Consider the following 21,759-nt stretch of genomic DNA (forward strand, 5'->3'; position numbering starts at 1 on the left):
GCCTGGTGCCGGGCGCTGACCCGGGCGGCCGAGCGGGGCGGGGCGTGAGCGCCGTGGCGGCGGCCGGCCAGCCCGCGCTGCTGCTGGCGTCGGTGCTCGCGCTGGCCCTGGCCTTCCGTCCGGCGCGGGGCGGGCCTGGTGGACTGGCCGCCGACGAGCCGCGGCCCACACGGGCGAGCGTCCTGCCGTCCAGGCGCCGCCGGCGCCCCGCGGAGGATCGGCAGCTCCCGCTCGCCGCCGAGCTGTTGGTCGCCTGCCTGGCGGCCGGCGCGGCGCCTGGCGAGGCGGCGAGGGCGGTGGGGGCCGCGCTGGACGGGCCGCTCGGCCGGGGCCTGCTGCGGGCGGCGGCCGAGCTGCGCCTCGGCGGCGACCCAGCGGCGGTGTGGGGCAGGTTCGGCCAGCTGCCGGGGGCGGCCGGCCTGGCCAGGCGGCTCGAGCTGGCCGGCACGAGCGGCGCCCCCGTGGTCGCGGCGGTGACGGCCGAGGCGGCCGAGAGCCGGGCGCGCCGCCGCCGGTCGGGCCAGGCGCGGGCCCGCCGGGCCGCGGTGTGGGCCACCGCCCCGCTCGGCCTCTGCTTCCTGCCGAGCTTCCTGCTGATCGGGGTCGCCCCCGTGGTGCTCGGCCTCACCGAGCCGCTGCTGTGACGGCCCACGACCGAACGACGAGACACGCCGAACACGCCGAACAACCCAACACCCAACACCCAACACCCAACACCCAACACCGAACAGACCGAAGAGACACGGCGAAGGAAGGGAATGAGGACGATGCGTGGAACGAGCGAGACGGCAGCCGCCCGGTGGTCCGGGCGACGGGCCGGCCTGCGAGGGGACGCCGGGATGAGCACGGCGGAGTACGCGATCGGCACGCTGGCCGCGGTGGGCCTCGCGACTCTGCTGCTCGAGATCGTCACGGGGGGCGGGGTGCGCGGCGCGCTGCAGGACCTGATCGAAGGGGCGCTCAGTGCGCCGATGTGAGCGCGGCGACCGGTGCGACAAGGGCGATCGGGGCGACCGGGGCTTCGTCACGGCGGAGAGCGCGCTGGCGGTGCCCGCCCTGCTCCTGCTCCTCGGCATGCTGCTGTGGGGCCTCGGCGCGGTCGCCCTCCAACTGCGCTGCGGCGACGCGGCCCGGGCCGGGGCGCGCGCCGTGGCCCGCGGCGAGCCGGCGGCGGAGGTGACCGCTGTGGCGCGGGCCGCCGCTCCCGGCGGCGCCGAGGTGCGGATCGAGCGGGACGGCGGCCTGCACCGGGTGGTGGTGACGGTCGGGGCGCCGGGCCCAGGACCGCTCGCCCTCCCGGTCTCGGGGGAGGCGGTGGCGCGTGCCGAGCCCGACTGACCGCCGCAGCCCCCGGGCGGGCGACCGGGGCTCGGGCACGCTGATCGCGGCCTGCTGCGTCGCCGTGCTGTGCCTGGTGTTCGGCGTGCTGCTGGCCCTCGGCCAGGCGCTGGGGGCGCGGCAGCGCGCGGCGACCGCCGCCGACCTCGCGGCCCTGGCCGCCGCCGAGCTGGCGCTCTCCGGCGCCGAGGCGGCCTGCGCGCTGGCCGAGCGGGTGGCCGGCGCGCAGGGCGCGCGACTGACCCGCTGTCAGCTGGTCGGCGAGATCGCCGACCTCACCGCCGAGGCCGCCGCCGGCCCCTACACGGCCGAGGCCAGGGCCCGGGCCGGGCCGCCGGGCTCCGAGACCCTCGGCATCCGGCCGGCGGCGCCCTCACCGGCCGTCGCCGGGCGGGCCGCCCTCGGCGCCGCGCAGCAGCTCCGTCAGCAGCCGGATGGCGCCGCGCTTGTGGAGCGGTTCGTTGCCGTTGCCACACTTGGGCGACTGGATGCAGGACGGGCAGCCGCTCCGGCACTCGCAGGCGGCGATCGCGTCCCTGGTCGCGGTCAGCCACCGCCTGGCGGTGTGGAAGGCGCGCTCGGCGAAGCCGGCGCCGCCCGGGTGGCCGTCGTGCACGAAGACCGTGGGCATCAGGGTGTCCGGGTGCAGCGCGGTGGAGACCCCGCCGATGTCCCAGCGATCGCAGGTGGCGAACAGCGGCAGCATCCCGATGGCGGCGTGCTCGGCCGCGTGCAGCGAGCCGGGCAGGATCTCCGGCGCGATCCGGGCCGCGTCCAGCTGGTCGTCGGTCATCGTCCACCACACCGCGCGGGTGCGCAGCGTCCTCGGCGGCAGGTCGAGCCGGGTCTCGCCCAGCACCTCGCCGCTGATCAGCCGGCGCCGCAGATAGGACACCACCTGGTGGGTGACCTCCACCGAGCCGAAGCACAGCCGCGCGTCGCCCCAGGGCACCTCGGTGTCCGTCTCGAGCACGGTGAGCTCGGTCACCTCCCGGGCCGAGGTGGTCCAGGGCGGGTTGGACTCCTCCACCAGCGCCACCGAGTCGGCCAGGTCGAGCTCCCTGACCACATAGGTGCGCCCCTGGTGCAGGTGGACGGCGCCGTCGTGCACGGTGCCGTGCGCGGCCGCCGCGTCGACCGTGCCGAGCAGCCGGCCGGTGGCCGCCTCCACCACCCGCACCGGGTCGCCGCCCGAGCCGCGGATGTCCACCAGGTCGGCCGGCCGCTCCCGGCGCGTCCAGTACCAGGCCGAGCCGCGCCGGCGCAGCAGCGAGCGGTCGGCGAGCTTGGGCAGCAGCTCGCCGGCGGTCGGGCCGAACAGCGCCTCGTCGCCGGCCAGGTCGGCGTCGGTCAGCGGGAGTTCGGCCGCGGCGGCGCACAGGTGCGGGGCCAGCACGTAGGGGTTGCCCGGGTCGAGCACGGTGCTCTCCACCGGCTGCCTGAACAGCGCGTCCGGGTGGTGCACCAGATACGTGTCCAGCGGGTCGTCGCGGGCCACCAGCACGGCGAGCGCCCCCTGCCGCTGGCGGCCGGCCCGGCCGGCCTGCTGCCAGAGCGAGGCCCTGGTCCCCGGGTAGCCGGCGAGCAGCACCGCGTCCAGGCCGGCCACGTCGACGCCGAGTTCGAGCGCCGTGGTGGCGGCCAGGCCGAGCAGCTCGCCGCCGTGCAGCGCCCGCTCGAGCTCCCGGCGCTCCTCGGGGAGGTAGCCGCCGCGGTAGGCCGCCACCCGGCCGGCGAGCGCCCGGTCGGTCTCCGCGAGGCGTTCCTGGGCGATCAGTGAGATCAGCTCGGCGCCGCGCCGGGAGCGCACGAAGGCGACGGTGCGGACCCCCTGCGCGGTGAGGTCGGTCAGCAGCTCGGCGGTCTCGGCGGTGGCGGTGCGGCGGACCGGCGCGCCGCGCTCGCCGACCGCCTCGGTCAGCGGCGGCTCCCACAGGGCGAACACCAGTTCGCCACGCGGCGAGGCGTCCTCGGTCACCTCCACCACGGGCAGCCCGGTCAGCCGGCCGGCGGCGGACGCCGGCTCGGCGGTGGTCGCGGAGGCCAGCAGGAACACCGGCTCGGCGCCGTAGTGCGCGCAGACCCGCCGCAGCCGGCGCAGCACCTGGGCCACGTGCGAGCCGAACACTCCCCGGTAGACGTGGCACTCGTCGACCACCACGTAGCGCAGCGCGCGCAGGAAGGAGGACCAGCGTCGGTGCCCGGGCAGCAGCCCGCGGTGCAGCATGTCCGGGTTGGTCAGCAGCACGTTCGCGTGCTCCCTGGCCCAGGCCCGCTCCTCGTGCGGGGTGTCCCCGTCGTAGACCGAGGGCCGCACGGCGGTGCCGAGCGGCGCGGCCAGTTGGCGTATCGCGCGCAGCTGGTCGGCGGCGAGGGCCTTGGTCGGCGAGAGGTAGAGCGCGGTCGCCGTCCGCCGCGGCCCGGGGGCCGCGCCGAGCAGCGCGTCGAGCACCGGGACCTGGTACGAGAGCGACTTGCCTGAGGCGGTGCCGGTGGCGATCACCACCGACTCGCCGCGCAACGCGTGCCCGACGGCGCGGGCCTGGTGCGCCCAGGGCCGGTCGATGCCGGCCGCCGCCACGGCCGCGACGACCTCGGGGCGTATCTCCTCGGGCCAGGGGGCATGGCTGCCGGCACGGGCGGGCACGTGCTCCGTGTGAGTGATCCGCTCTGCCCGGTTTCGGTGGCCGCCCAGGCGGTCGAGGACAGCCCGCGGCGACGGCCGGTGGCCGTTGTTCTCGCCCGCGCGCGGCGGTGGGTGCACAGGGGACATCGCCATCGAGTCTGTCACTGGTCTGACGGACAATGGCTGTAAGACGTCGTGCTGGGCAGGCGGTAAGTGGTTGAATGCCCTGGCGGCTGCCGATCCATGGGGGGCGACCGCTCGTTAGCAAGGTGCTGGAGGATCCGTGGACCTGTCCCTGTCGACCCGAACCGTTGGCGACCGCACGGTCGTTGAGGTAGGCGGCGAGATTGACGTTTACACCGCGCCCAAGCTGCGCGAACAGCTGGTTGAGCTCGTCAACGACGGCAACCACCACCTCGTGGTGGACATGGAGCGCGTCGACTTCCTGGACTCCACCGGTCTCGGCGTGCTGGTCGGCGGCCTGAAGCGGGTCAGGGCCCAGGAGGGCTCGTTGCGCCTGGTGTGCAACCAGGAGCGCATCCTGAAGATCTTCCGGATCACCGGCCTGACCAAGGTGTTCCCCATCCACGAGTCCGTGGACGAGGCCATCGCGGCCACCGACTGAGGCGTCGTCAGCGCGCCGCCCCGCGCGGTCGCGCGCCCGGCCGCGTAAGAATGATCAGGTGACCGCTCCGGGCCTCGGTGGTGCCGACGCGTTCGGCGTCCTCCGTGTCGCGGCCGGGGCGGCGTGTGCCCGCAGGATCGAGGGGGATGGTATGGCCACCGTGGAACTCCGCTTCAGCGCGTCCCCGGAGCATGTGCGCACCGCCCGGCTGGTGGCCGCGGCGGTCGCCCGCCGCGCCGGGGTTGACGAGTCGGTGCTCGACGAGCTGCGGCTCGCGGTCGGCGAGGCGTGCAGTCGCGCGGTGGGCCTGCACGCCCTGCACGGGCTGACCAGCCCCGTGCGGGTGGCGCTGACGGAGGGCGAGAAGTCGTTCTCCATCGAGGTGGGTGACGACGCGCCGAGCGTGGTCCCGACCCCCAGGGACCAGACGGCGGCCGAGGCCGCCGAGGACACCGACGAGCTGGGCCTCGCCGTGATCAGCGGTCTGGTCGACGACGTCGAGGTGATCTCCGACACGCACGGCGGCAAGATCCGCATGAGCTGGCCCACCGCCACCGCCGTCATCCCCTGACGCGACCGCGTTCGATCCTCGAATTCGATCTTCGCGCCGAATTCGATCTTCTCTCGGATCCCCTTTTTGATCTTAATTCCCCGTGCCCGGCGAAGATCGTTCTTCGCCGGGCACGGTAATTCACGGTAATTCCCCTTCCCGGCCCCTGTCTTGATGTCGAGCGTCTCTCTACACTCCGGCCACGTCTGTCTGTTCTCGGATCAGCGCCTGAGCGTCAAGGAGGACGAATGGCACATCCATATCTCACGCAGGCAGCGGAGGCCGCCGAGCTCACCGGCGGGAACCGGGGCCTCGTCGTGGTGGTGGCGGTGGTCGCGCTCGCCGCGCTCGGCGTGGCCTTAGCGCTGGTGCGGCAGGTGCTCGCCGCCGGCGAGGGCACCGAATCCATGCGGCGGATCGCCGCCGCGGTCCAGGAGGGCGCGAACGCCTACCTCGCCCGCCAGCTGCGTACCCTCGCGTTCTTCGCCGTCGCCGTGGTCTTTCTGCTGTTGGCGCTGCCCGCCGACGACTGGGGGCAGCGCGCCGGCCGTTCCGTGTTCTTCGTGATCGGCGCGGTCTTTTCCGCGGCCACCGGATATCTCGGAATGTGGCTGGCGGTGCGCAGTAATGTCAGGGTGGCCGCGGCGGCGCGTGAGGCGGGCCGGGAAACGGCGATGCGCATCGCCTTCCGCACCGGCGGCGTCGTCGGCATGTGCACCGTCGGCCTCGGCCTGCTGGGCGCCTGCTGCGTGGTCCTGGTCTACGCGGCCGACGCGCCCCGCGTCCTGGAGGGCTTCGGGCTCGGCGCCGCGCTGATCGCGATGTTCATGCGTGTCGGCGGCGGCATCTTCACCAAGGCCGCCGACGTGGGCGCCGACCTGGTGGGCAAGGTGGAGCAGGGCATCCCCGAGGACGACCCGCGCAACGCCGCGACCATCGCGGACAACGTCGGCGACAACGTGGGCGACTGCGCCGGCATGGCGGCCGACCTCTTCGAGTCCTACGCGGTCACCCTCGTCGCCGCCCTCATCCTGGGCACCGTCGCGTTCGGCGACGCCGGCCTCGCCTTCCCGTTGCTGGTGCCGGGCATCGGCGTGCTGACCGCCATGGCCGGCATCTTCCTGGTCGCCCCCCGGCGCGGCGACCGCAGCGGCATGACCGCCATCAACCGCGGCTTCTTCGCCTCCGCCGGCATCTCGCTGGTGCTGGTGGCCGTCGCCGCCTACGCCTACCTCCCCGCCAGCTTCGCCGAGCTCGACGGCGTGGACGACCCCGAGATCATGGCCCACGACGCCGACCCGCGGCTCCTCGCGCTCGCCGCCGTCGCCATCGGCATCGTGCTCGCCGTGCTGATCCAGCAGCTCACCGGCTACTTCACCGAGCCCAGCCGCCGGCCCGTGCGGGACATCGGCAAGACCTCGCGCACCGGCCCGGCCACGGTGGTGCTCTCCGGCTTCTCGCTCGGCCTGGAGTCCGCCGTCTACACCGCGCTGCTGGTCGCGCTCAGCGTCTACGCGGCGTTCGCGCTGGCCGGCGGCACCATCATGCTGGCGCTGTTCGCCGTGGCGCTCGCCGGCACCGGGCTGCTGACCACCGTGGGCGTGATCGTCGCCATGGACACCTTCGGCCCGGTCGCCGACAACGCGCAGGGCATCGCCGAGATGTCGGGCGACGTCACGGGCGAGGGCGCGCGGGTGCTCACCGAGCTGGACGCGGTCGGCAACACCACCAAGGCCGTCACCAAGGGCATCGCCATCGCCACCGCCGTGCTGGCGGCGGCCGCCCTGTTCGGTTCCTACCGGGACGCCATCGCAGAGGCCACCGGCGACGTCGGCCTCAGCGCGGCCGACGTGCTCGGCGAGACCGGCCTGAGCCTCGACATATCCCAGCCCAACAACCTCGTCGGCCTGGTCATCGGCGCCGCCGTCGTCTTCCTCTTCGCCGGCCTCGCGGTCAACGCGGTCTCGCGCTCCGCCGGCTCCGTGGTCTACGAGGTGCGGCGGCAGTTCCGCGACCACCCCGGGATCATGGACCACACCGAGAAGCCGGAGTACGGCAAGGTCGTCGACATCTGCACCCGCGACTCGCTGCGTGAGCTCGCCACCCCGGGACTGCTCGCCGTGCTCGCCCCGATCGCGGTCGGCTTCGGCCTCGGCGTCGGCGCGCTCGGCTCGTTCCTGGCCGGCGCGATCGGCGCCGGCGTCCTGATGGCGGTCCTGCTGGCCAACTCCGGCGGTGCCTGGGACAACGCCAAGAAGCTGGTCGAGGACGGCCACCACGGCGGCAAGGGCAGCGAGGCGCACGCGGCGACCGTCATCGGCGACACGGTCGGCGACCCGTTCAAGGACACGGCGGGACCGGCCATCAACCCGCTGCTGAAGGTCATGAACCTGGTGGCCCTGCTGATCGCGCCGGCGGTGATCAGCCTCTCCTACGGCGACGACGCCAGCGCGCCGGTCCGCGCCGCCCTGGCCGTGGCCGCGCTGTTGGTCATCGCCGGCGCCGTGCACGTCTCGCGGCGCCGCGGCATCGCCGTCGAGGACACCCCGAGCCCGGCGGCGCTCCCCGCCGCCGAGACCACCTGAAGTCCCCAGCCACGGCCGGCTACTTGGCCGGCCGTGGCAGGCTGACCCCATGACCCCGGACGACCTGCTGACGCTGCTCGCCTCGCTCCGTCAGGCCCAGGTGGCCGGACGCCGGGCGCCCCACAAGCCGCTGTTCCTGCTGTGGCTCGTGGGGCGCTTCGTCGAGCGGGGCAGCACGGCGGTCTCCTACGTGGAGGCGGAGGAGCCCGTCAGCCGGATGATCAACGACTTCGGCCCGGCGGTCAGCGACCCCGGCCGAGCCAGGCGGCGGGCCGCGATGCCGTTCGTCCACCTGGAGCGCGAGCTCTGGGAGCTGAGGGACGCCGCCGGCACCCCGCTCGGCCCGCGCGTCCCTGACCGGAGCGGCTGGCTCCACGAACAGGGCGCGCACGGCCGGCTCAGGGCGGAGGTGGAGGCGTTGCTCGCCGAGCCCGGCATGCCGGCCAGGGCAGCGCGGCTGCTGCTCGACCAGCACTTCACGCCGGCCCTCGAACCGGCCATCTGCGCCGCCGCCGGCCTCGACCTGACCGCGCTCGAGGAGGCGGCGCTGCGGCTCGTCGTCGAGGGCGACCGGCCCCGCCGCCCGCCCGTCAGGCGGGCCGGCTTCGCCGAGGAGGTGCTGCGCGCCTACGCCTACGCGTGCGCGATGTGTGGCTTCGACGGCGCGCTCGGCCGCGACCCGGTGGGCCTCGAGGCCGCGCACATCCGCTGGCACAGCCAGGACGGCCCGGACGAGCTGCCCAACGCGCTGGCGCTCTGTTCGCTTCATCACACGCTCTTCGACCTCGGCGTGCTCGGCCTCACGGCGCGGCGGCGGATCCGGGTCTCCGCGCTGTACGTGGCCCGCGGCCGGGCCGGGCTCGCTGTGGCCGACCTGGAAGGCGAGCCGTTGACCGTTCCACGCCGCGCCGACGAGGCGCCGGCGCGGCGGTTCGTGGAGTGGCATGACACACAGGTCTTCAAGCGTGGTCGCGCGCTCGCCGGGAGCGCCGAACGCTAGTGCAAATGGCTATATTCCGGGTAAACCGCTCCGGCCGTCACTCGGACGAGGGAAGCCCGGCGTGTAAGTTCGCGCCGTGGGGCTGTCGCCAGAGGGGCGGTCGAACAGCGAGCGACGAATGGCGCCCGTCTGGCGAGGCGCCCCACGCGGCGGAGCCGCATATTGAAAGCAGCGCAGCTCGTACTTGGCCGTACTCGCGCGCAGCGTCGATATGCCGCTCCGCGGCGTGGGGCAACGCGGCAAGGCGGGATGCCTGGGGGCACCGCCCAGCCGCCAGGCTGGGGGCTCGTCGCGAGCCGGCCGGCCCTCTGGCGACAGCCCCCTACGCCCCCGTGGCACGAAGGGACGAGGAACGGTGATGAAGAAGCTCGCGCTGGCACTCTCGAGCAGTGCGGCCCTGGTGCTCACGCTGTCCGCGTGTGGTGACGACAGCCAGGCCCAGACCGACGAGTGGGCCAAGAACGTCTGCGACCAGGTGCAGCCCCAGGTGGCACAGATCCAGGCGGCCAACGCGGCCATCACGGACGCCAGCGCCGGTGACCGCTCCCCGGCCGAGGTTCAGGAGGCCGACTCCGCGGCGTTCCAGGACATCTCCGAGGCCTACGCCTCCCTGGCCGACGCCGTCGAGGCGGCCGGCGACCCGCCGGTGGACGACGGCGCCCAGCTGCGCGAGGACGCGGTCTCCGAACTGCGCGCGATCTCCGACTCCTACGCCGAGCTCCAGCAGACGGTCGAGGGCCTCGACACCTCCGACCAGGCCGCGTTCGCCGAGGGCCTGCAGGGTGTCGCCGGCCAGCTGCAGGAGCTGGGCCAGAGCGGTGACGCGGCGCTCAACGAGCTCCAGTCCGGCGAGCTCGGCGAGGCCATGGCCCGTCAGGAGGGTTGCCAGGGACCGGCCGAGGCCCCGAGCGACGCCTCGGAGGACGCCGGGACCGAGACCGAGGGCGAGTCCGAGGGCGGCGGGTCCGAGAGCGGCGAGGGCGGCGACGAGAGCGCCGACGCCGGCGAGGACGCCGAGAACCAGAGCACCGAGAACCAGAGCGCCGAGAACGAGGACGCCGACCAGCCGAGCGGCACCGAGCTCGAGGGCGCTAACGGCTGACCCGGCGCTTCCCCGACCCCCCGTGCGGACCGGCCTACCGCGGCCGGTCCGCACAATGGTGCCCGTGACCCACACCCGACTCCCCGCCCCAGGGCCGGGCACCGCACCGCTGCGCGAGGCCCTGCTCGCGGCCTCGTTCACCCCCGGCGGCCTCCCCGAGCTCCTCGGCGCCGCCGCCCACGCCGCCCTCGCCCGCGGCGAGACCGTCCCCGCGCGCCGGGCCGTCCGCGGGGACGCGGGACCGCTCGCCACCCTCGTCAGGCTCTTCCTGCTCCAGGACGCCGTGACGCGGGCCGCCGCCCGCGCCGCGCTCCCCGGGCCCGCGCTGGAAGCGGCGCTCGCCGACGGCTGGCTGGCGCCCGACGGCGATGAGCTGCGTGCGACCGTCGACGTGCGTCCCTATGCCGGCCCCGAGGGCCAGGACTGGTGGGTCGTCTCCGACCTCGGCTGCGCGGTGGGCGGCGCTGCCGGCGCGGCCGGCCGCCGCACCGACGTCGTCCTCGGCGTCGGCGGCGCCTCCGCCACCCTCGCCGCGATCACCGTACGCCGGCCCGTCGGCCGCGCCCTCGACCTCGGCACCGGCAGCGGTGTCCAGGCGTTGCACGCCGCCCAGCACGCCGAGCACGTCACCGCGACCGACGTGAACCCCCGCGCGCTGCGGATGGCCGCGGCCACCCTCGCCCTCTCCGGCGCGCCGGCGCCCGCCCTCCACGAGGGCTCGCTCTTCGAACCGGTCGCCGACCAGCCGGGGTTCGACCTCGTCGTCTCCAACCCGCCCTTCGTCATCGCCCCGTCGGCCGGCGCGCGGGCGCTCACCTACCGCGAGGGCGGCCTCGGCGGCGACGAGCTCTGCCGCCGCCTGGTGGAGCGCTCGGCCGCGCACCTCACCGAGGGCGGCTGGTGCCAGCTGCTCGCCAACTGGCAGCACGTCACCGGCGAGGACTGGCGGGAACGGGTCGCCGCCTGGGTGCCACCCGGCTGCGACGCCTGGATCGTGCAGCGCGAGCGGCAGGACGTCACCGAGTACGCCGAGCTGTGGCTGCGCGACGCCGGCGCCCACCGCGGCGACCCCGCCGCCTACGCCGCGGCCTACGACGCCTGGCTCGACGAGTTCGCCGCCCGCCGCACCGAGGCCGTCGGCTTCGGCTGGATCACCCTGCGCCACACCGGCACCAGCGACCCCACCGTCACTGCCGAGGACTGGCCGCACAGCGTCGAACAGCCGCTCGGCCCGTCCGTGCCGGCCCACTTCGAGCGCCAGGAGTTCCTGCGCGCCCACGACGACGCGGCGCTGCTGCGCCACCGCTACCTGCTCGCCGACGGCATCGTCCAGGAACAGCTCGGCAGCCCGGGCGCCGAGGACCCGGAGCACGTCGTCCTGCGGCAGCGCCACGGCATGCTGCGCGCCCGCGCCATGGACACCATCAGCGCCGGGTTCGCCGGCGGCTGTGACGGAACCCTCGTGGCCGGCGCGATCGTGGACGCCATCGCCCACCTGCTCGCGGAGGATCCCGTCACGCTCCGTGCTGAGGCGGCCGGCTGGCTGCGACCCCTCGTTGAGCAGGGCTTTCTCGTGCCACACGGCGAGCGCGCCGGCTGAGGCGGGACCGCCGTGAGCCGCGTGCCGTGACGGTGCGTGAGTGTCGCGGCCGCGCCCGGACGACCCGGCGGGCGTCTCCGGGCGGCGGGAATGGCTGATCTCGGGTTACCGTTCGAGATGCGTTGCGGGGTTTTCCCGTTTGACACGAAGCGGGGATGTACCGTCACACTCCGCACCGTCAGTACTTTCCCCGGGCAGGAGAGAAGAGCGAGAGTTGTCCCCGACCAGCGAGACCGCGAACGGCGGACGCCGACTTGTGATCGTCGAGTCGCCCGCCAAGGCGAAGACGATCAAGGGTTACCTGGGTCCCGGCTATGTGGTCGAGGCGAGCGTCGGGCACATTCGCGACCTGCCGAGCGGCGCCGCCGAGGTGCCCGCCAAGTACAAGAGCGAGCCCTGGGCCCGCCTCGGCGTGAACGTCGACGAGGACTTCGAGCCGCTCTACGTCGTCAACAGCGACAAGAAGGACCAGGTCAGGAAGCTCAAGGAGCTGCTGGCCGACTCCGACGAGCTCTACCTCGCCACGGACGAGGACCGCGAGGGCGAGGCCATCGCCTGGCACCTCAAGGAGGTGCTCAAGCCCAAGGTCCCGGTCCGCCGCATGGTCTTCCACGAGATCACCAGGGACGCCATCCGGCAGGCGGTGAACAACCCCCGCGAGCTCAACCAGCTGCTCGTCGACGCCCAGGAGACCCGCCGCATCCTCGACCGCCTCTACGGCTACGAGGTCTCGCCCGTGCTGTGGAAGAAGGTCATGCCGCGGCTCTCGGCCGGCCGCGTGCAGTCCGTCGCCACCCGCCTGGTGGTCGAGCGCGAGCGGGAGCGGATCGCGTTCCGCTCCGCCGAGTACTGGGACCTGACCGGCACCTTCGCCACCGTGCCCGGTGGCGAGGCGTTCGACGCCCGGCTCGCCGCCCTCGACGGCCGCCGGGTGGCCCAGGGCCGCGACTTCGGCCCCGACGGTCAGCTGCGCCACCCCGACCAGGTCGAGGCGTTGAGCGAGGAGAGCGCGAGCGCCCTGGCGCGCGCGCTGGCGGGCACCACCTTCGCCGTGCGCTCCGTCGAGTCCAAGCCCTACCGCCGTTCGCCGTACGCGCCGTTCCGCACCACCACGCTCCAGCAGGAGGCGTCGCGCAAGCTCGGCATGGGCGCCAAGGCCGCCATGCAAGTCGCGCAGCGGCTCTACGAGAACGGCTTCATCACCTATATGCGGACGGACTCCACCACGCTGTCCGACACCGCCGTCGCCGCCGCCCGCGCCCAGGTCACCCAGCTCTACGGCGCCGACTACCTGCCGGACCGGCCGCGCGTCTACGCGAGCAAGGTGAAGAACGCGCAGGAGGCGCACGAGGCGATCCGCCCCTCGGGCGACCGCTTCCGCACCCCGGCCGAGACCGGCCTGACCGGCGATCAGTACCGGCTCTACGAGCTGATCTGGAAGCGCACCGTCGCCTCCCAGATGAAGGACGCGGTCGGCCAGTCGGTCGCCGTGCGCGTCGGCGGCACCAGCGCCGACGGGCGGGACTGCGAGTTCAGCGCGACCGGCAAGGTGATCACCTTCCACGGCTTCCTCAAGGCGTACGTGGAGAGCGTGGACGACCCGGGCACCGACGTCGACGACCGGGAGCGCCGGCTGCCGCAGGTTGCCGAGGGCGACCCGCTCACCGCCCGCGCCATCACCCCGGACGGCCACGCCACCAAGCCCCCCGCGCGCTACACCGAGGCCACCCTGGTCAAGGAGCTCGAGGAACGCGAGATCGGCCGCCCGTCGACCTACGCCTCCATCATCGGCACCATCCTCGACCGGCACTACGTGTTCAAGAAGGGCACCGCGCTGGTCCCCTCCTTCCTTTCCTTCGCCGTCGTCAACCTGCTCGAGCGGCACTTCGGCCGGCTGGTCGACTACGACTTCACGGCCAAGATGGAGGACGACCTCGACCGCATCGCCACCGGCGACGCCGAGGCCGTGCCGTGGCTGCGCCGCTTCTACTTCGGCGAGAACGGACAGGCCGGCGGGGCCGCGGGCGCCGCGGCCGACGCGGGCAACGGGGACGGCGACCACCTCGGCGGCCTCAAGGAGCTGGTCACCGACCTCGGCGCGATCGACGCCCGCGAGATCTCGTCGTTCCCGGTCGGCGAGGGCATCGTGCTGCGGGTCGGCCGCTACGGCCCCTACGTCGAGGCGCCGCCCGCGCCAGGCGCCGAGCCGGGCGAGCCGGGCAAGCGGGCCGACGTGCCGGAGGACCTGCCACCGGACGAGCTGACCGTCGACCTCGCCAAGGAGCTGCTCGCCAAGCCGAGCGGCGACTTCGAGCTGGGCACCGACCCGGACACCGGCCACCCGATCGTGGCCCGCGACGGGCGCTACGGCCCGTACGTCACCGAGGTGCTGCCCGAGGACACCCCCAAGACCGGCAAGAACGCCGTGAAGCCGCGCACCGCCTCGCTGCTGAAGTCGATGTCGATCGACACCGTGTTGCTCGAGGACGCGCTGCGGCTGCTCTCGCTGCCGCGGGTGGTCGGCGTCGACCCGGAGTCGGGGGCGGAGATCACCGCGCAGAACGGCCGCTACGGTCCCTACCTGAAGAAGGGGACGGACTCGCGTTCGCTGGCCACCGAGGAGCAGATCTTCACGGTCACCCTCGAGGAGGCGCTTGCCATCTACGCGCAGCCCAAGCAGCGCGGCCGGGCCGCGGCCAAGCCGCCGCTGAAGGAGCTGGGCGAGGACCCGGTGACGGGCCGTCCCGTGGTGGTGAAGGACGGGCGGTTCGGCCCGTACGTCACCGACGGGGAGACCAACGCGACGCTGCGCCGGGACGACGACCCGGAGACGATCACGGCCGAGCGCGGCTACGAGCTGCTGGCCGAGAAGCGGGCGAAGGGGCCGGCGAAGAAGGCGACCAAGAAGGCGGCGAAGAAGGCCCCGGCGAAGAAGACGGCCGCCAAGAAGACGGCCGCCAAGAAGACCGCCGCCAAGAAGACCGCCGCCAAGAAGACCGCGGCCAAGAAGAACTCCACGGCCACGGACTCAGGCGCCTGAGCACTCCGCCTTCACAGGGCGCGGGGCGGTCTGCGTCGTGCGGCTCCGCCGCGTGGGCGCGATCAGCCGTGACGGGCCCGCACGTGATCGACGGCCTGTCGCGGCGCTTCCAGCGGAGCGCCAGGGCTCCGAGGGCGCGTAACGCCGTTCGCCCGCGCTCCCGTTGCCCGGGCAAATGTTCGGGTGGGTGCGCTGGCTGTCCGTGGCGAGCGTTACCCTGGCCGAATGACGCGAGCAGAGCAACCACAGGTTGTCGACCCCGCCTGCGGAGCCACCGACGAGGCACTCGCCGCCGATTCGCGCGAACGCGCCAGACACGCCCTGCTTCAGGTCCCCGCGCTGCGCCGGCTCTGGGAGGCACAGGTCAGCGGCGCCACCGGCGACGCGCTGGCGCTGCTCGTCCTGCTCCTGCTGAGCGTGCAGGCGGCCCTGCACATCCCGGCGGACGGCGGCGAGCCGCTGTTCGGCGGCGAGTACCGGGGCGTGGCGCTGGCCGTCACGGTCGCCGTGGCCGTCCGGCTCGTCGCCACCGCGCTGGCCGGCGTCGCCCTGCTCGGGCCCGTCGCCGGGCTGCTCTCCCCGGCCGGGCCGCTCGACCGGCGCTGGACCATGGTCGCGATCGACGGCGTCCGCGCGGTGCTGCTGATCATCGCGCCGCTCTGGATCGACTGGACGCCGGACGCCGCCTACGCCTACCTGCTCGGCACCGTCTTCCTGCTCGGCGTCGGCGAGAGCCTCTGGGCCACCGCGCGGGACGGGGTCGCCCCCGCGCTGCTGCCCCCGCCGCCGCCCGAGGGCGCGGCGGTCCGCCCGCTGCCCGACCACCGCGAGGCGCTGCGTCGGCTCTGGCTGCGCGGCGGCTACCTGGCGCTGCCGATCGCGGCCTGCGCGCTGGTCGCCGCCTCGCTGGTGAGCAACCTGCTGGCCACCGGGCTCGACTGGTTCGACACCCACCAGGCAGCCCTCGCCTCCTACGTGGCCGCCGGCTTCTTCGCGGCCGCTATCTCCGTGCTTGTCATGCTCGACCTGCCCGCGGCCGACCCGCGCCGGCCGGTCTCACCGCTCGAGGGCCTGCGCCGGCCGGCCGCCGGTACCGTCCCGTTCAAGGGCCGCACCGGCGCCATCCCCGTGCTGGTGCTCGGCTGCGCCTCGGTCGCGGCGGCCATCGCGGCGGCCGTGGCGCTCGGCGTGCTGCGCGCCGGCGACCTCGGCGGCGGCCCCGTCACCTTCGGGCTGCTGGTGCTCGGGCTCGCCGGGGGCGTGGCGGCCGGCGTGCGCCTGGCGCCCGTGACCGTCCCCGCGCTCTCCCGCCGGCGCCTCCTCGCGCTGGCCCTGGCCCTCACCGGGCTCGGCCTGTTCGGCGTGGGCATGATCTCCGACCCGGCGACGGTGCTGTTCACGGCCCTCGCCACCGGCGTCGTCGCGGGCGTCGCCGCGCACACCGGGCACGTGCTGCTCGACCAGGAGACCGAGGAGTTCCGGCGGCCCGAGCTCACCCGCCACCTGCACGCGGTGGTGCGGCTCGCCATCGCCCTGGCCGCCGTCGCCGCCCCGCTCGCGGCCGCGTTCATCGGCCCGCACCGCGTCGAGCGCGGCGAGTTCGTCATCCAGCACGGCGGCGCCGCCTTCACCCTGATGATCGTCGGCGCCCTGCTGCTGCCGGTCGCCGCCGTCGTGCTCGGCCGCACCGACGACCGGCGCGGCGTGCCGATTCGCCGCGACCTGGCGGACGCGGTCCGGCGCAACGTCGAACCGCCCTCGGGCCAGGCCGCGTCCGGCTTCTTCATCGCCGTCGAGGGCGGCGACGGCGCGGGCAAGACCACCCAGGTCGACAAGCTCGCCGAGTGGATCAGGGGCAAGGGCCACGAGGTCGTCGTCACCCGGGAGCCGGGCGCCACGCCGGTCGGCCAGCGGCTGCGCTCCATCCTGCTCGACGTCTCCTCCGGCGGCCTCTCCCACCAGGCCGAGGCGCTGCTCTACGCGGCCGACCGGGCCGAGCACGTGGCCACCGTCATCCGGCCCGCGCTGGAGCGCGGCGCGGTGGTGATCACCGACCGCTACGTCGACTCATCCGTCGCCTACCAGGGCGCCGGCCGCGACCTGTCGCCCACGGAGGTCGCCCGCATCTCCCGCTGGGCCACCGGCGGCCTGGTCCCGCACCTGACGGTGCTGCTCGACGTCTCCCCCGAGACAGCGCGGGAGCGCTTCACCGAAGCGCCCGACCGCCTGGAGTCCGAGCCGAGCGAGTTCCATCAGCGGGTGCGCGCCGGCTTCCTGGCGCTCGCCGCCGCCGACCCGGCGCGCTACCTGGTGGTCGACGCGGGCCAGGACCCGGAGTCCGTCACCACCGCCGCCCGGCACCGGCTGGACCAGATGCTGCCGCTCTCCGAGGCCGAGATGCGCGCCCGCGAGGAGGCGCGCCGCCGGGCCGAGGAGGAGGCCCGCAGGCGCGCCGAGGAGGAGCGCAAGCGCAAGGAGGAGGAAGACCGCCGGGAGCGCGAGCGGCAGGAGGAGCTCGCCAGGCTGCGCGCCGAGGAGGAGGAGCGCAAGCGGCGCGAGGAGGAGGCCCGCCGGCTGGCCGAGGAGGCCCGTCGTGCCGAGGAGCTCAGGCGCCGCGCGGAGGACGCGCGCCGGCGTGCCGAGGAGGAGCGGCGCCGGGCCGAGGAGGAGGCCCGCAGGCGCGCCGAGGAGGAGCGCAGGCTCCGCGAGGAGGAGGAGCGCCGCCGCCGGGCGGCCGAGGAGGAGGCGCGGCTGCGCGCCGAGGCCGAGGCGCGGCGGGTCGAGAAGCAGCGGAAGGCCGAGGCCGCGCTGCTGGCCGAGGAGGCCAGGCGCGCCGCCGCCGAGCAGGCCGCGCGGGAGGCCAAGCGGGACGCCTCGGGTGATGTCTCGGACAGCGCCGAGACGGTTCAGCTCCCCAAGCCCCCGGCGCACCGGCCCGTCACCCCGGACGAGGAGGACACGGCGGTCATCCCGCGCCCCGAGGCGCCCCGGCCGCCGGCCTACCGCCCCGGCGAGCGGGACGACTCGGTGGACGAGACGCGGCCGCTGCCGCAGCTCGACCCGGACCGGCCGCGGCCGAGGCCCCAGTGGGCCGAGGAGACGCCGCTCGACGACCTGCCCACGCTGGCCGACGAGTTGCTCGGCCCGCACCGGGGCGAGGGCGAGGACGGCGAGGACGACGACCGCCGGCGCCGCTAGGCCGCCTCGGCCACCGGCCCGCCGCCCTGGCAGGTGACGGTGCCGAGTGTCAGCTCGCCGTCCGTCGTCTCCAGGCGGAGCGCGTTGACGGTCAGCGAGCCGTCGGCCCCGGCGATCCACTCGTTGAGCACCACCCGGCCGAGGCCGTCCGGCAGCGACACGACAGTGTCGGCCGCCGGCGCCTCGTCGAACGTCAGGGGGTCGTGGCCGGGCAGGGCGAGGCCGGCATCGGTGAGGGACGCGGCGCCGGTCGGAGCCCGCCCCGGGCCCGCCGAGCAGTCCGCGCTGACCGGACCCGTGGTCAGCGTGCCGCCCCCAAGGCGCAGGGTCAGCTCCGCCACGCCGGCTCTGGCGGCGGTCTCGCCCGTCGTGTCGTCGCCCGTGACGCCGGCCGTCGCGCCGAGCGCGACGCCGGAGGCGGCGTCCGCGCGGGCTGCCGCGCCCACCTCGACCGAGTCGACGGCGTCCCGTAGCGGCCCCTCCGGGTAGCTGGCGCGCGCCTCGGCGACGTCGACCCCACCGAGCGTCGAGGAGAGGCCGAGCGCCGAGCTCGCCCCGGGCGCGACGGTGTCGGCCGGCGCGGCCGAGGCGGGGGTGGCGCCGGTGGCGGTGGCGAGCGCCCCGCCGACCAGCAGCAGTGTGACGGCCGTTGCCAACCACGCCCCCATGGCCGGCCCGCCGAATGACATGCGCATCATGCGAAGAACCTCACATACGCCCGCCCATTCGGCGTGAATTCCTCCGAACGGCGGCGCTGTCGGTGCCGTGCCGCAGAATGGTCGTCGTCGGCCGTAGAGGTTCCGGTGGCGGAGAGGAGCGCGGACATGGCGGTCTGGGACGACCTGGTAGGTCAGGAGCGGGTCGCGGCGCAGCTCGCCGCCGCCGCGCGGGACGCGGACGCGTTCGTCACCGCCGTCGACCGCGGCGAGCAGCCCGAGCTCTCCGGCTCCGCCATGACGCACGCCTGGCTGTTCACCGGCCCGCCCGGCGCGGGCCGGGCCGCCGCGGCCCGGGCGTTCGCCGCCGCCCTCCAGTGCGTCAGCCCGGACCGGGCGCTCGGCGGCCAGCCGGGATGCGGCTTCTGCGACGGCTGCCACACCGCCCTGATCGGCACCCACGCCGACGTCGAGGCCATCCGCACCGACCTGCTCACCATCGGCGTCAAGGAGACCAGGGAGCTGGTCCGCCGCGCCCAGCTCTCGCCCGCGTCCGGGCGCTGGCAGGTCATCGTCCTCGAGGACGCCGACCGGCTCACCGAGGGCGCGGGCAACGTGCTGCTCAAGGCCGTCGAGGAGCCGGCGCCCCGCACCGTCTGGCTGCTCTGCGCGCCCTCCATCGAGGACGTGCTGCCCACCATCCGCTCCCGCTGCCGCCAGCTCTCGCTCCGCACCCCGCCCATCGGCGCCGTCGCCGACCTGCTGATCCGGCGGGACGGCGTCGAGCCCGAGGTGGCGCACGCCGCCGCCCAGGCCACCCAGGGCCACGTCGACCGCGCCCGCCGGCTCGCCGTCGACGAGCGCGCCCGCGCCCGCCGGCTCGCCGTCCTGAAGCTCCCCGAGCGCGTCGGGGACGTGGGCGGCTGCCTGCGCGCCGCCCAGGAGCTGGTCGACGCGGCCGCGGAGGACGCCAAGCAGCTCGCCGAGGAGCTCGACGAGAAGGAGGCCGAGGAGCTGCGGGCCGCCCTCGGCGCCGCCGAGGGCAAGCGGCTGCCGCGCGGCACCGCGGGCGCCATGAAGGAGCTCGAGGACCGCCAGAAGCGCCGCGCCACCCGCACCCAGCGGGACGCGCTCGATCTGGCCCTCACCGACCTCACCGCCTTCTACCGGGACGTGCTGGCCCGCCAGTTCGGCTCGGCCGTCGCCCTGGCCGGTGGCGAGAGCGCGGCCGCCGTCGAGCGGGTCGCCGCCGCCTCCCGCCCCGAGCAGACGCTCCGCCGGATGGAGGCCATCCTCGAGTGCCGCGAAGCCCTCGACCGAAACGTGGCGCCGCTGCTCGCCGTCGAGGCGATGACCATGGCCCTGCGCTGAGCGGCTACGCTCCTCACAGGCCGCACCACGGACAACGGGGGAATGATGCGCGCACCACGCAAGACGGCTCTGACGCTCTGCGTCGCCACCGCCCTTCTGGCCACCGCCTGTTCCTCCAGAGGCGGGCCGGAGGCGACCGACCCCTCGGGCTCCGACGACGGTTCGTCCGAGACCTCGGGCTCCGTCGAGCCGCCACCGGACGCCCCGGCACTCGAACCGCTGCCCGAGGAGATCCCGGCCGACCTCCAGCCGTACTACGAGCAGGAGTTGAGCTGGTCCGCGTGCGGCGGCGGATACGAGTGCGCGACCCTCACCGTCCCCCTCGACTACGAGAACCCGGGCGGCGGCGACATGGAGCTGCGCGTCACCCGCTCCGCGGCCACCAACCCCGACCAGCGGATCGGCGCCCTCCTCATGAACCCGGGTGGCCCCGGCTCCTCAGCCGTCGACTTCACGCAGAGCTCGGCCGAGTACATCTTCCCGTCCGAGGTGCTCGCCCGCTACGACATGGCCGCGATCGACCCGCGCGGCACCGGCGGCAGCCAGCCCGTCGAGTGCCTCGACGGCCCCGCGATGGACGAGTACACGCTCACCGACCGCACCCCGGACGACGAGGCCGAGGAAGAAGAGCTCCTCGCGGCCTTCGACGAGTTCGCCACCGCCTGCGCGGAGAACTCGGGCACCGACCTGCTCTCCCACATCTCCACCATCGAGACCGCCCGCGACATGGACGTGTTCCGGGCCGCCCTCGGCGACGACCAGCTGCACTACCTCGGCTTCTCCTACGGCACCAAGCTCGGCGCCGTCTACGCAGGCCTCTACCCGCAGCGTGTCGGCCGCCTCGTGCTCGACGCGGCGATCGATCCGCGCCTGCCCACCCTCTACACCGACCGCGAGCAGTCCGGCGGCTTCGAGACCGCGTTCCGCTCCTTCGCCGAGGACTGCGCCTCCTTCGCCGACTGCCCGCTGGGCACCGAGGGCGCGGACGAGGCGTCCGACCGCATGAGCGCTTTCTTCGAGCAGGTCGACGCCGAGCCCCTGCCCACCGGCGACGATCGCCAGCTCACCGAGTCCCTGGCCACCACCGGCGTGGCCAACGCGCTGTACGCCGAGTTCCTCTGGCCCGACCTCCGCCAGGCGCTCTCCGCCGCGATCAACGACGGCGACGGCGCCGCGCTGCTCTCCCTCGCCGACGACTACAACGAGCGCGGCCCCGACGGCAGCTACGGCAGCTCCAACTTCGCCTTCCCCGCGATCAGCTGCCTGGACAGCCCGGCGGGCAACGCGGACGTCGCCGAACTCGAGACCACCATCGGCTCCTTCGAGGACGCCTCGCCCACCTTCGGCCGCGACTTCGCCTGGGCCACCCTGCTCTGCGCCGCCTGGCCGGTCGAGCCCACCGGCGAACCCGTGAGCATCGCCGCCGAAGGCGCCTCCGACATCCTGGTCGTCGGCACCCTCCGCGACCCCGCCACCCCCTACGCCTGGGCCGAGGGCCTGGCCGAGCAGCTCTCCTCCGGCGTCCTCCTCACCTACGACGGCGACGGCCACGGCGCCTACGGCGGCAACAGTCCCTGCGTCGACTCCGCGGTCAACCGCTACCTCCTGGAGAACACCAGCCCGGAGGACGGAACCACCTGTTCGTGACTGGGATCATGTATCCATGCCGTGCATCCGCTTCCGCACCGCCATATCGGCGAGATCCATGGGGGACCCCCTGCCCCCTGAGGTCACCGAGCATGAGCTCGACACCCACCTGACCAGCTGCTTAGACTGCCGCCGCTGGGCCAAACACCTCCGCGCCCTGCGCGAGGCGACCGACGACCTCCTCCGCAGAAGGCGTTCGGGCGCACCCCCCAAACCTGTGTAGACTAACCAGCGCTGTACCCCCACGGGGGTCTCAGCGCCCCGCCGCCTTAGCTCAGTCGGCCAGAGCGACGCACTCGTAATGCGTAGGTCGAGGGTTCGATTCCCTCAGGCGGCTCACCCGAGAACCCCAGGTCAGACTGTTCTGACCTGGGGTTCTCTGTGTCAGCGGATACGGCGGCGGCGCCGTGCCCGCTCAGCG

At 74.6% G+C, this 21,759-nt stretch carries 15 protein-coding genes, 1 tRNA gene and 1 pseudogene; 15 read left to right on the plus strand and 2 right to left on the minus strand.

Features of this window, described 5'->3' with window-relative positions; all coding sequences use genetic code 11:
- The first annotated feature begins 2 nt into the window (after window positions 1–2).
- The 4 genes and pseudogenes from E1265_RS15295 to E1265_RS15310 form a co-directional block, all read left to right on the plus strand.
- Window positions 3–644 carry a type II secretion system F family protein gene (locus tag E1265_RS15295; RefSeq protein ID WP_207931081.1) on the plus strand — a complete coding sequence of 214 codons (642 nt, stop codon included), beginning with the start codon at window positions 3–5 and terminating at the stop codon, window positions 642–644.
- A gap of 195 nt (window positions 645–839) precedes the next feature.
- Complete coding sequence (locus E1265_RS15300) at window positions 840–977, plus strand: DUF4244 domain-containing protein (protein WP_243740810.1); 138 nt, start codon at window positions 840–842, stop codon at window positions 975–977.
- Window positions 964–1,338: a TadE family type IV pilus minor pilin gene (locus E1265_RS15305; protein WP_132930857.1), complete on the plus strand. Its 375-nt coding sequence runs from the start codon at window positions 964–966 to the stop codon at window positions 1,336–1,338. The genes E1265_RS15300 and E1265_RS15305 overlap by 14 nt, the downstream gene beginning before the upstream one ends.
- Before the next feature lie 76 nt (window positions 1,339–1,414).
- Window positions 1,415–1,612: pseudogene (locus E1265_RS15310) on the plus strand (Rv3654c family TadE-like protein); the annotation flags it as partial.
- Between the two features lie 99 nt (window positions 1,613–1,711).
- On the opposite strand, the gene E1265_RS15315 reads toward E1265_RS15310, so the two are convergent.
- Window positions 1,712–4,111 carry a DEAD/DEAH box helicase gene (locus E1265_RS15315; RefSeq protein ID WP_243740811.1) on the minus strand — a complete coding sequence of 800 codons (2,400 nt, stop codon included), beginning with the start codon at window positions 4,109–4,111 and terminating at the stop codon, window positions 1,712–1,714.
- A 136-nt stretch (window positions 4,112–4,247) separates the two neighbouring features.
- Between E1265_RS15315 and E1265_RS15320 the strand changes: the two genes are divergently transcribed.
- From E1265_RS15320 to tmk, 8 genes are all read left to right on the plus strand, one after another.
- Window positions 4,248–4,589 (plus strand): STAS domain-containing protein, encoded by a 342-nt coding sequence (locus E1265_RS15320; protein WP_052847650.1) that lies wholly within the window; start codon window positions 4,248–4,250, stop codon window positions 4,587–4,589.
- Window positions 4,590–4,740: 151 nt separating this feature from the next.
- Window positions 4,741–5,160 (plus strand): ATP-binding protein, encoded by a 420-nt coding sequence (locus E1265_RS15325; protein ID WP_132930869.1) that lies wholly within the window; start codon window positions 4,741–4,743, stop codon window positions 5,158–5,160.
- Between the two features lie 227 nt (window positions 5,161–5,387).
- Complete coding sequence (locus tag E1265_RS15330; protein WP_132930859.1) at window positions 5,388–7,724, plus strand: sodium-translocating pyrophosphatase; 2,337 nt, start codon at window positions 5,388–5,390, stop codon at window positions 7,722–7,724.
- Between the two features lie 49 nt (window positions 7,725–7,773).
- Entirely contained in the window at window positions 7,774–8,724 is a 951-nt protein-coding gene (locus tag E1265_RS15335) for a phosphorothioated DNA-binding restriction endonuclease (RefSeq protein WP_132930860.1), read from the plus strand.
- Window positions 8,725–9,082: 358 nt separating this feature from the next.
- Window positions 9,083–9,826 (plus strand): small secreted protein, encoded by a 744-nt coding sequence (locus E1265_RS15340; RefSeq protein WP_243740812.1) that lies wholly within the window; start codon window positions 9,083–9,085, stop codon window positions 9,824–9,826.
- Window positions 9,827–9,881: 55 nt separating this feature from the next.
- Window positions 9,882–11,426, plus strand: coding sequence for a class I SAM-dependent methyltransferase (locus E1265_RS15345; protein WP_132930862.1), 1,545 nt, complete (start codon window positions 9,882–9,884; stop codon window positions 11,424–11,426).
- 214 nt (window positions 11,427–11,640) lie between these two features.
- Window positions 11,641–14,466 (plus strand): type I DNA topoisomerase, encoded by a 2,826-nt coding sequence (gene topA, locus E1265_RS15350; protein WP_132930863.1) that lies wholly within the window; start codon window positions 11,641–11,643, stop codon window positions 14,464–14,466.
- 225 nt (window positions 14,467–14,691) lie between these two features.
- Complete coding sequence (gene tmk, locus E1265_RS15355) at window positions 14,692–17,664, plus strand: dTMP kinase (RefSeq protein ID WP_132930864.1); 2,973 nt, start codon at window positions 14,692–14,694, stop codon at window positions 17,662–17,664.
- Here the strand turns inward: tmk and E1265_RS15360 are convergent.
- Entirely contained in the window at window positions 17,661–18,362 is a 702-nt protein-coding gene (locus tag E1265_RS15360; protein WP_132930865.1) for a hypothetical protein, read from the minus strand. The two genes, tmk and E1265_RS15360, sit on opposite strands and share 4 nt — an antisense overlap.
- A gap of 126 nt (window positions 18,363–18,488) precedes the next feature.
- Between E1265_RS15360 and E1265_RS15365 the strand changes: the two genes are divergently transcribed.
- The 3 genes from E1265_RS15365 (at window position 18,489) to E1265_RS15375 (ending at window position 21,675) form a co-directional block, all read left to right on the plus strand.
- Entirely contained in the window at window positions 18,489–19,691 is a 1,203-nt protein-coding gene (locus E1265_RS15365; RefSeq protein WP_132930866.1) for a DNA polymerase III subunit delta', read from the plus strand.
- 42 nt (window positions 19,692–19,733) lie between these two features.
- A complete protein-coding gene (locus E1265_RS15370; protein WP_132930867.1) occupies window positions 19,734–21,338 on the plus strand; it encodes an alpha/beta hydrolase in 1,605 nt (534 codons plus the stop codon).
- A gap of 263 nt (window positions 21,339–21,601) precedes the next feature.
- A tRNA-Thr gene (locus tag E1265_RS15375) sits at window positions 21,602–21,675 on the plus strand.
- The last annotated feature ends 84 nt before the right edge of the window (window positions 21,676–21,759 follow it).

It is taken from the genome of Streptomyces sp. 8K308, assembly GCF_004348315.1.
Lineage (GTDB): Bacteria > Actinomycetota > Actinomycetes > Streptomycetales > Streptomycetaceae > Streptomyces.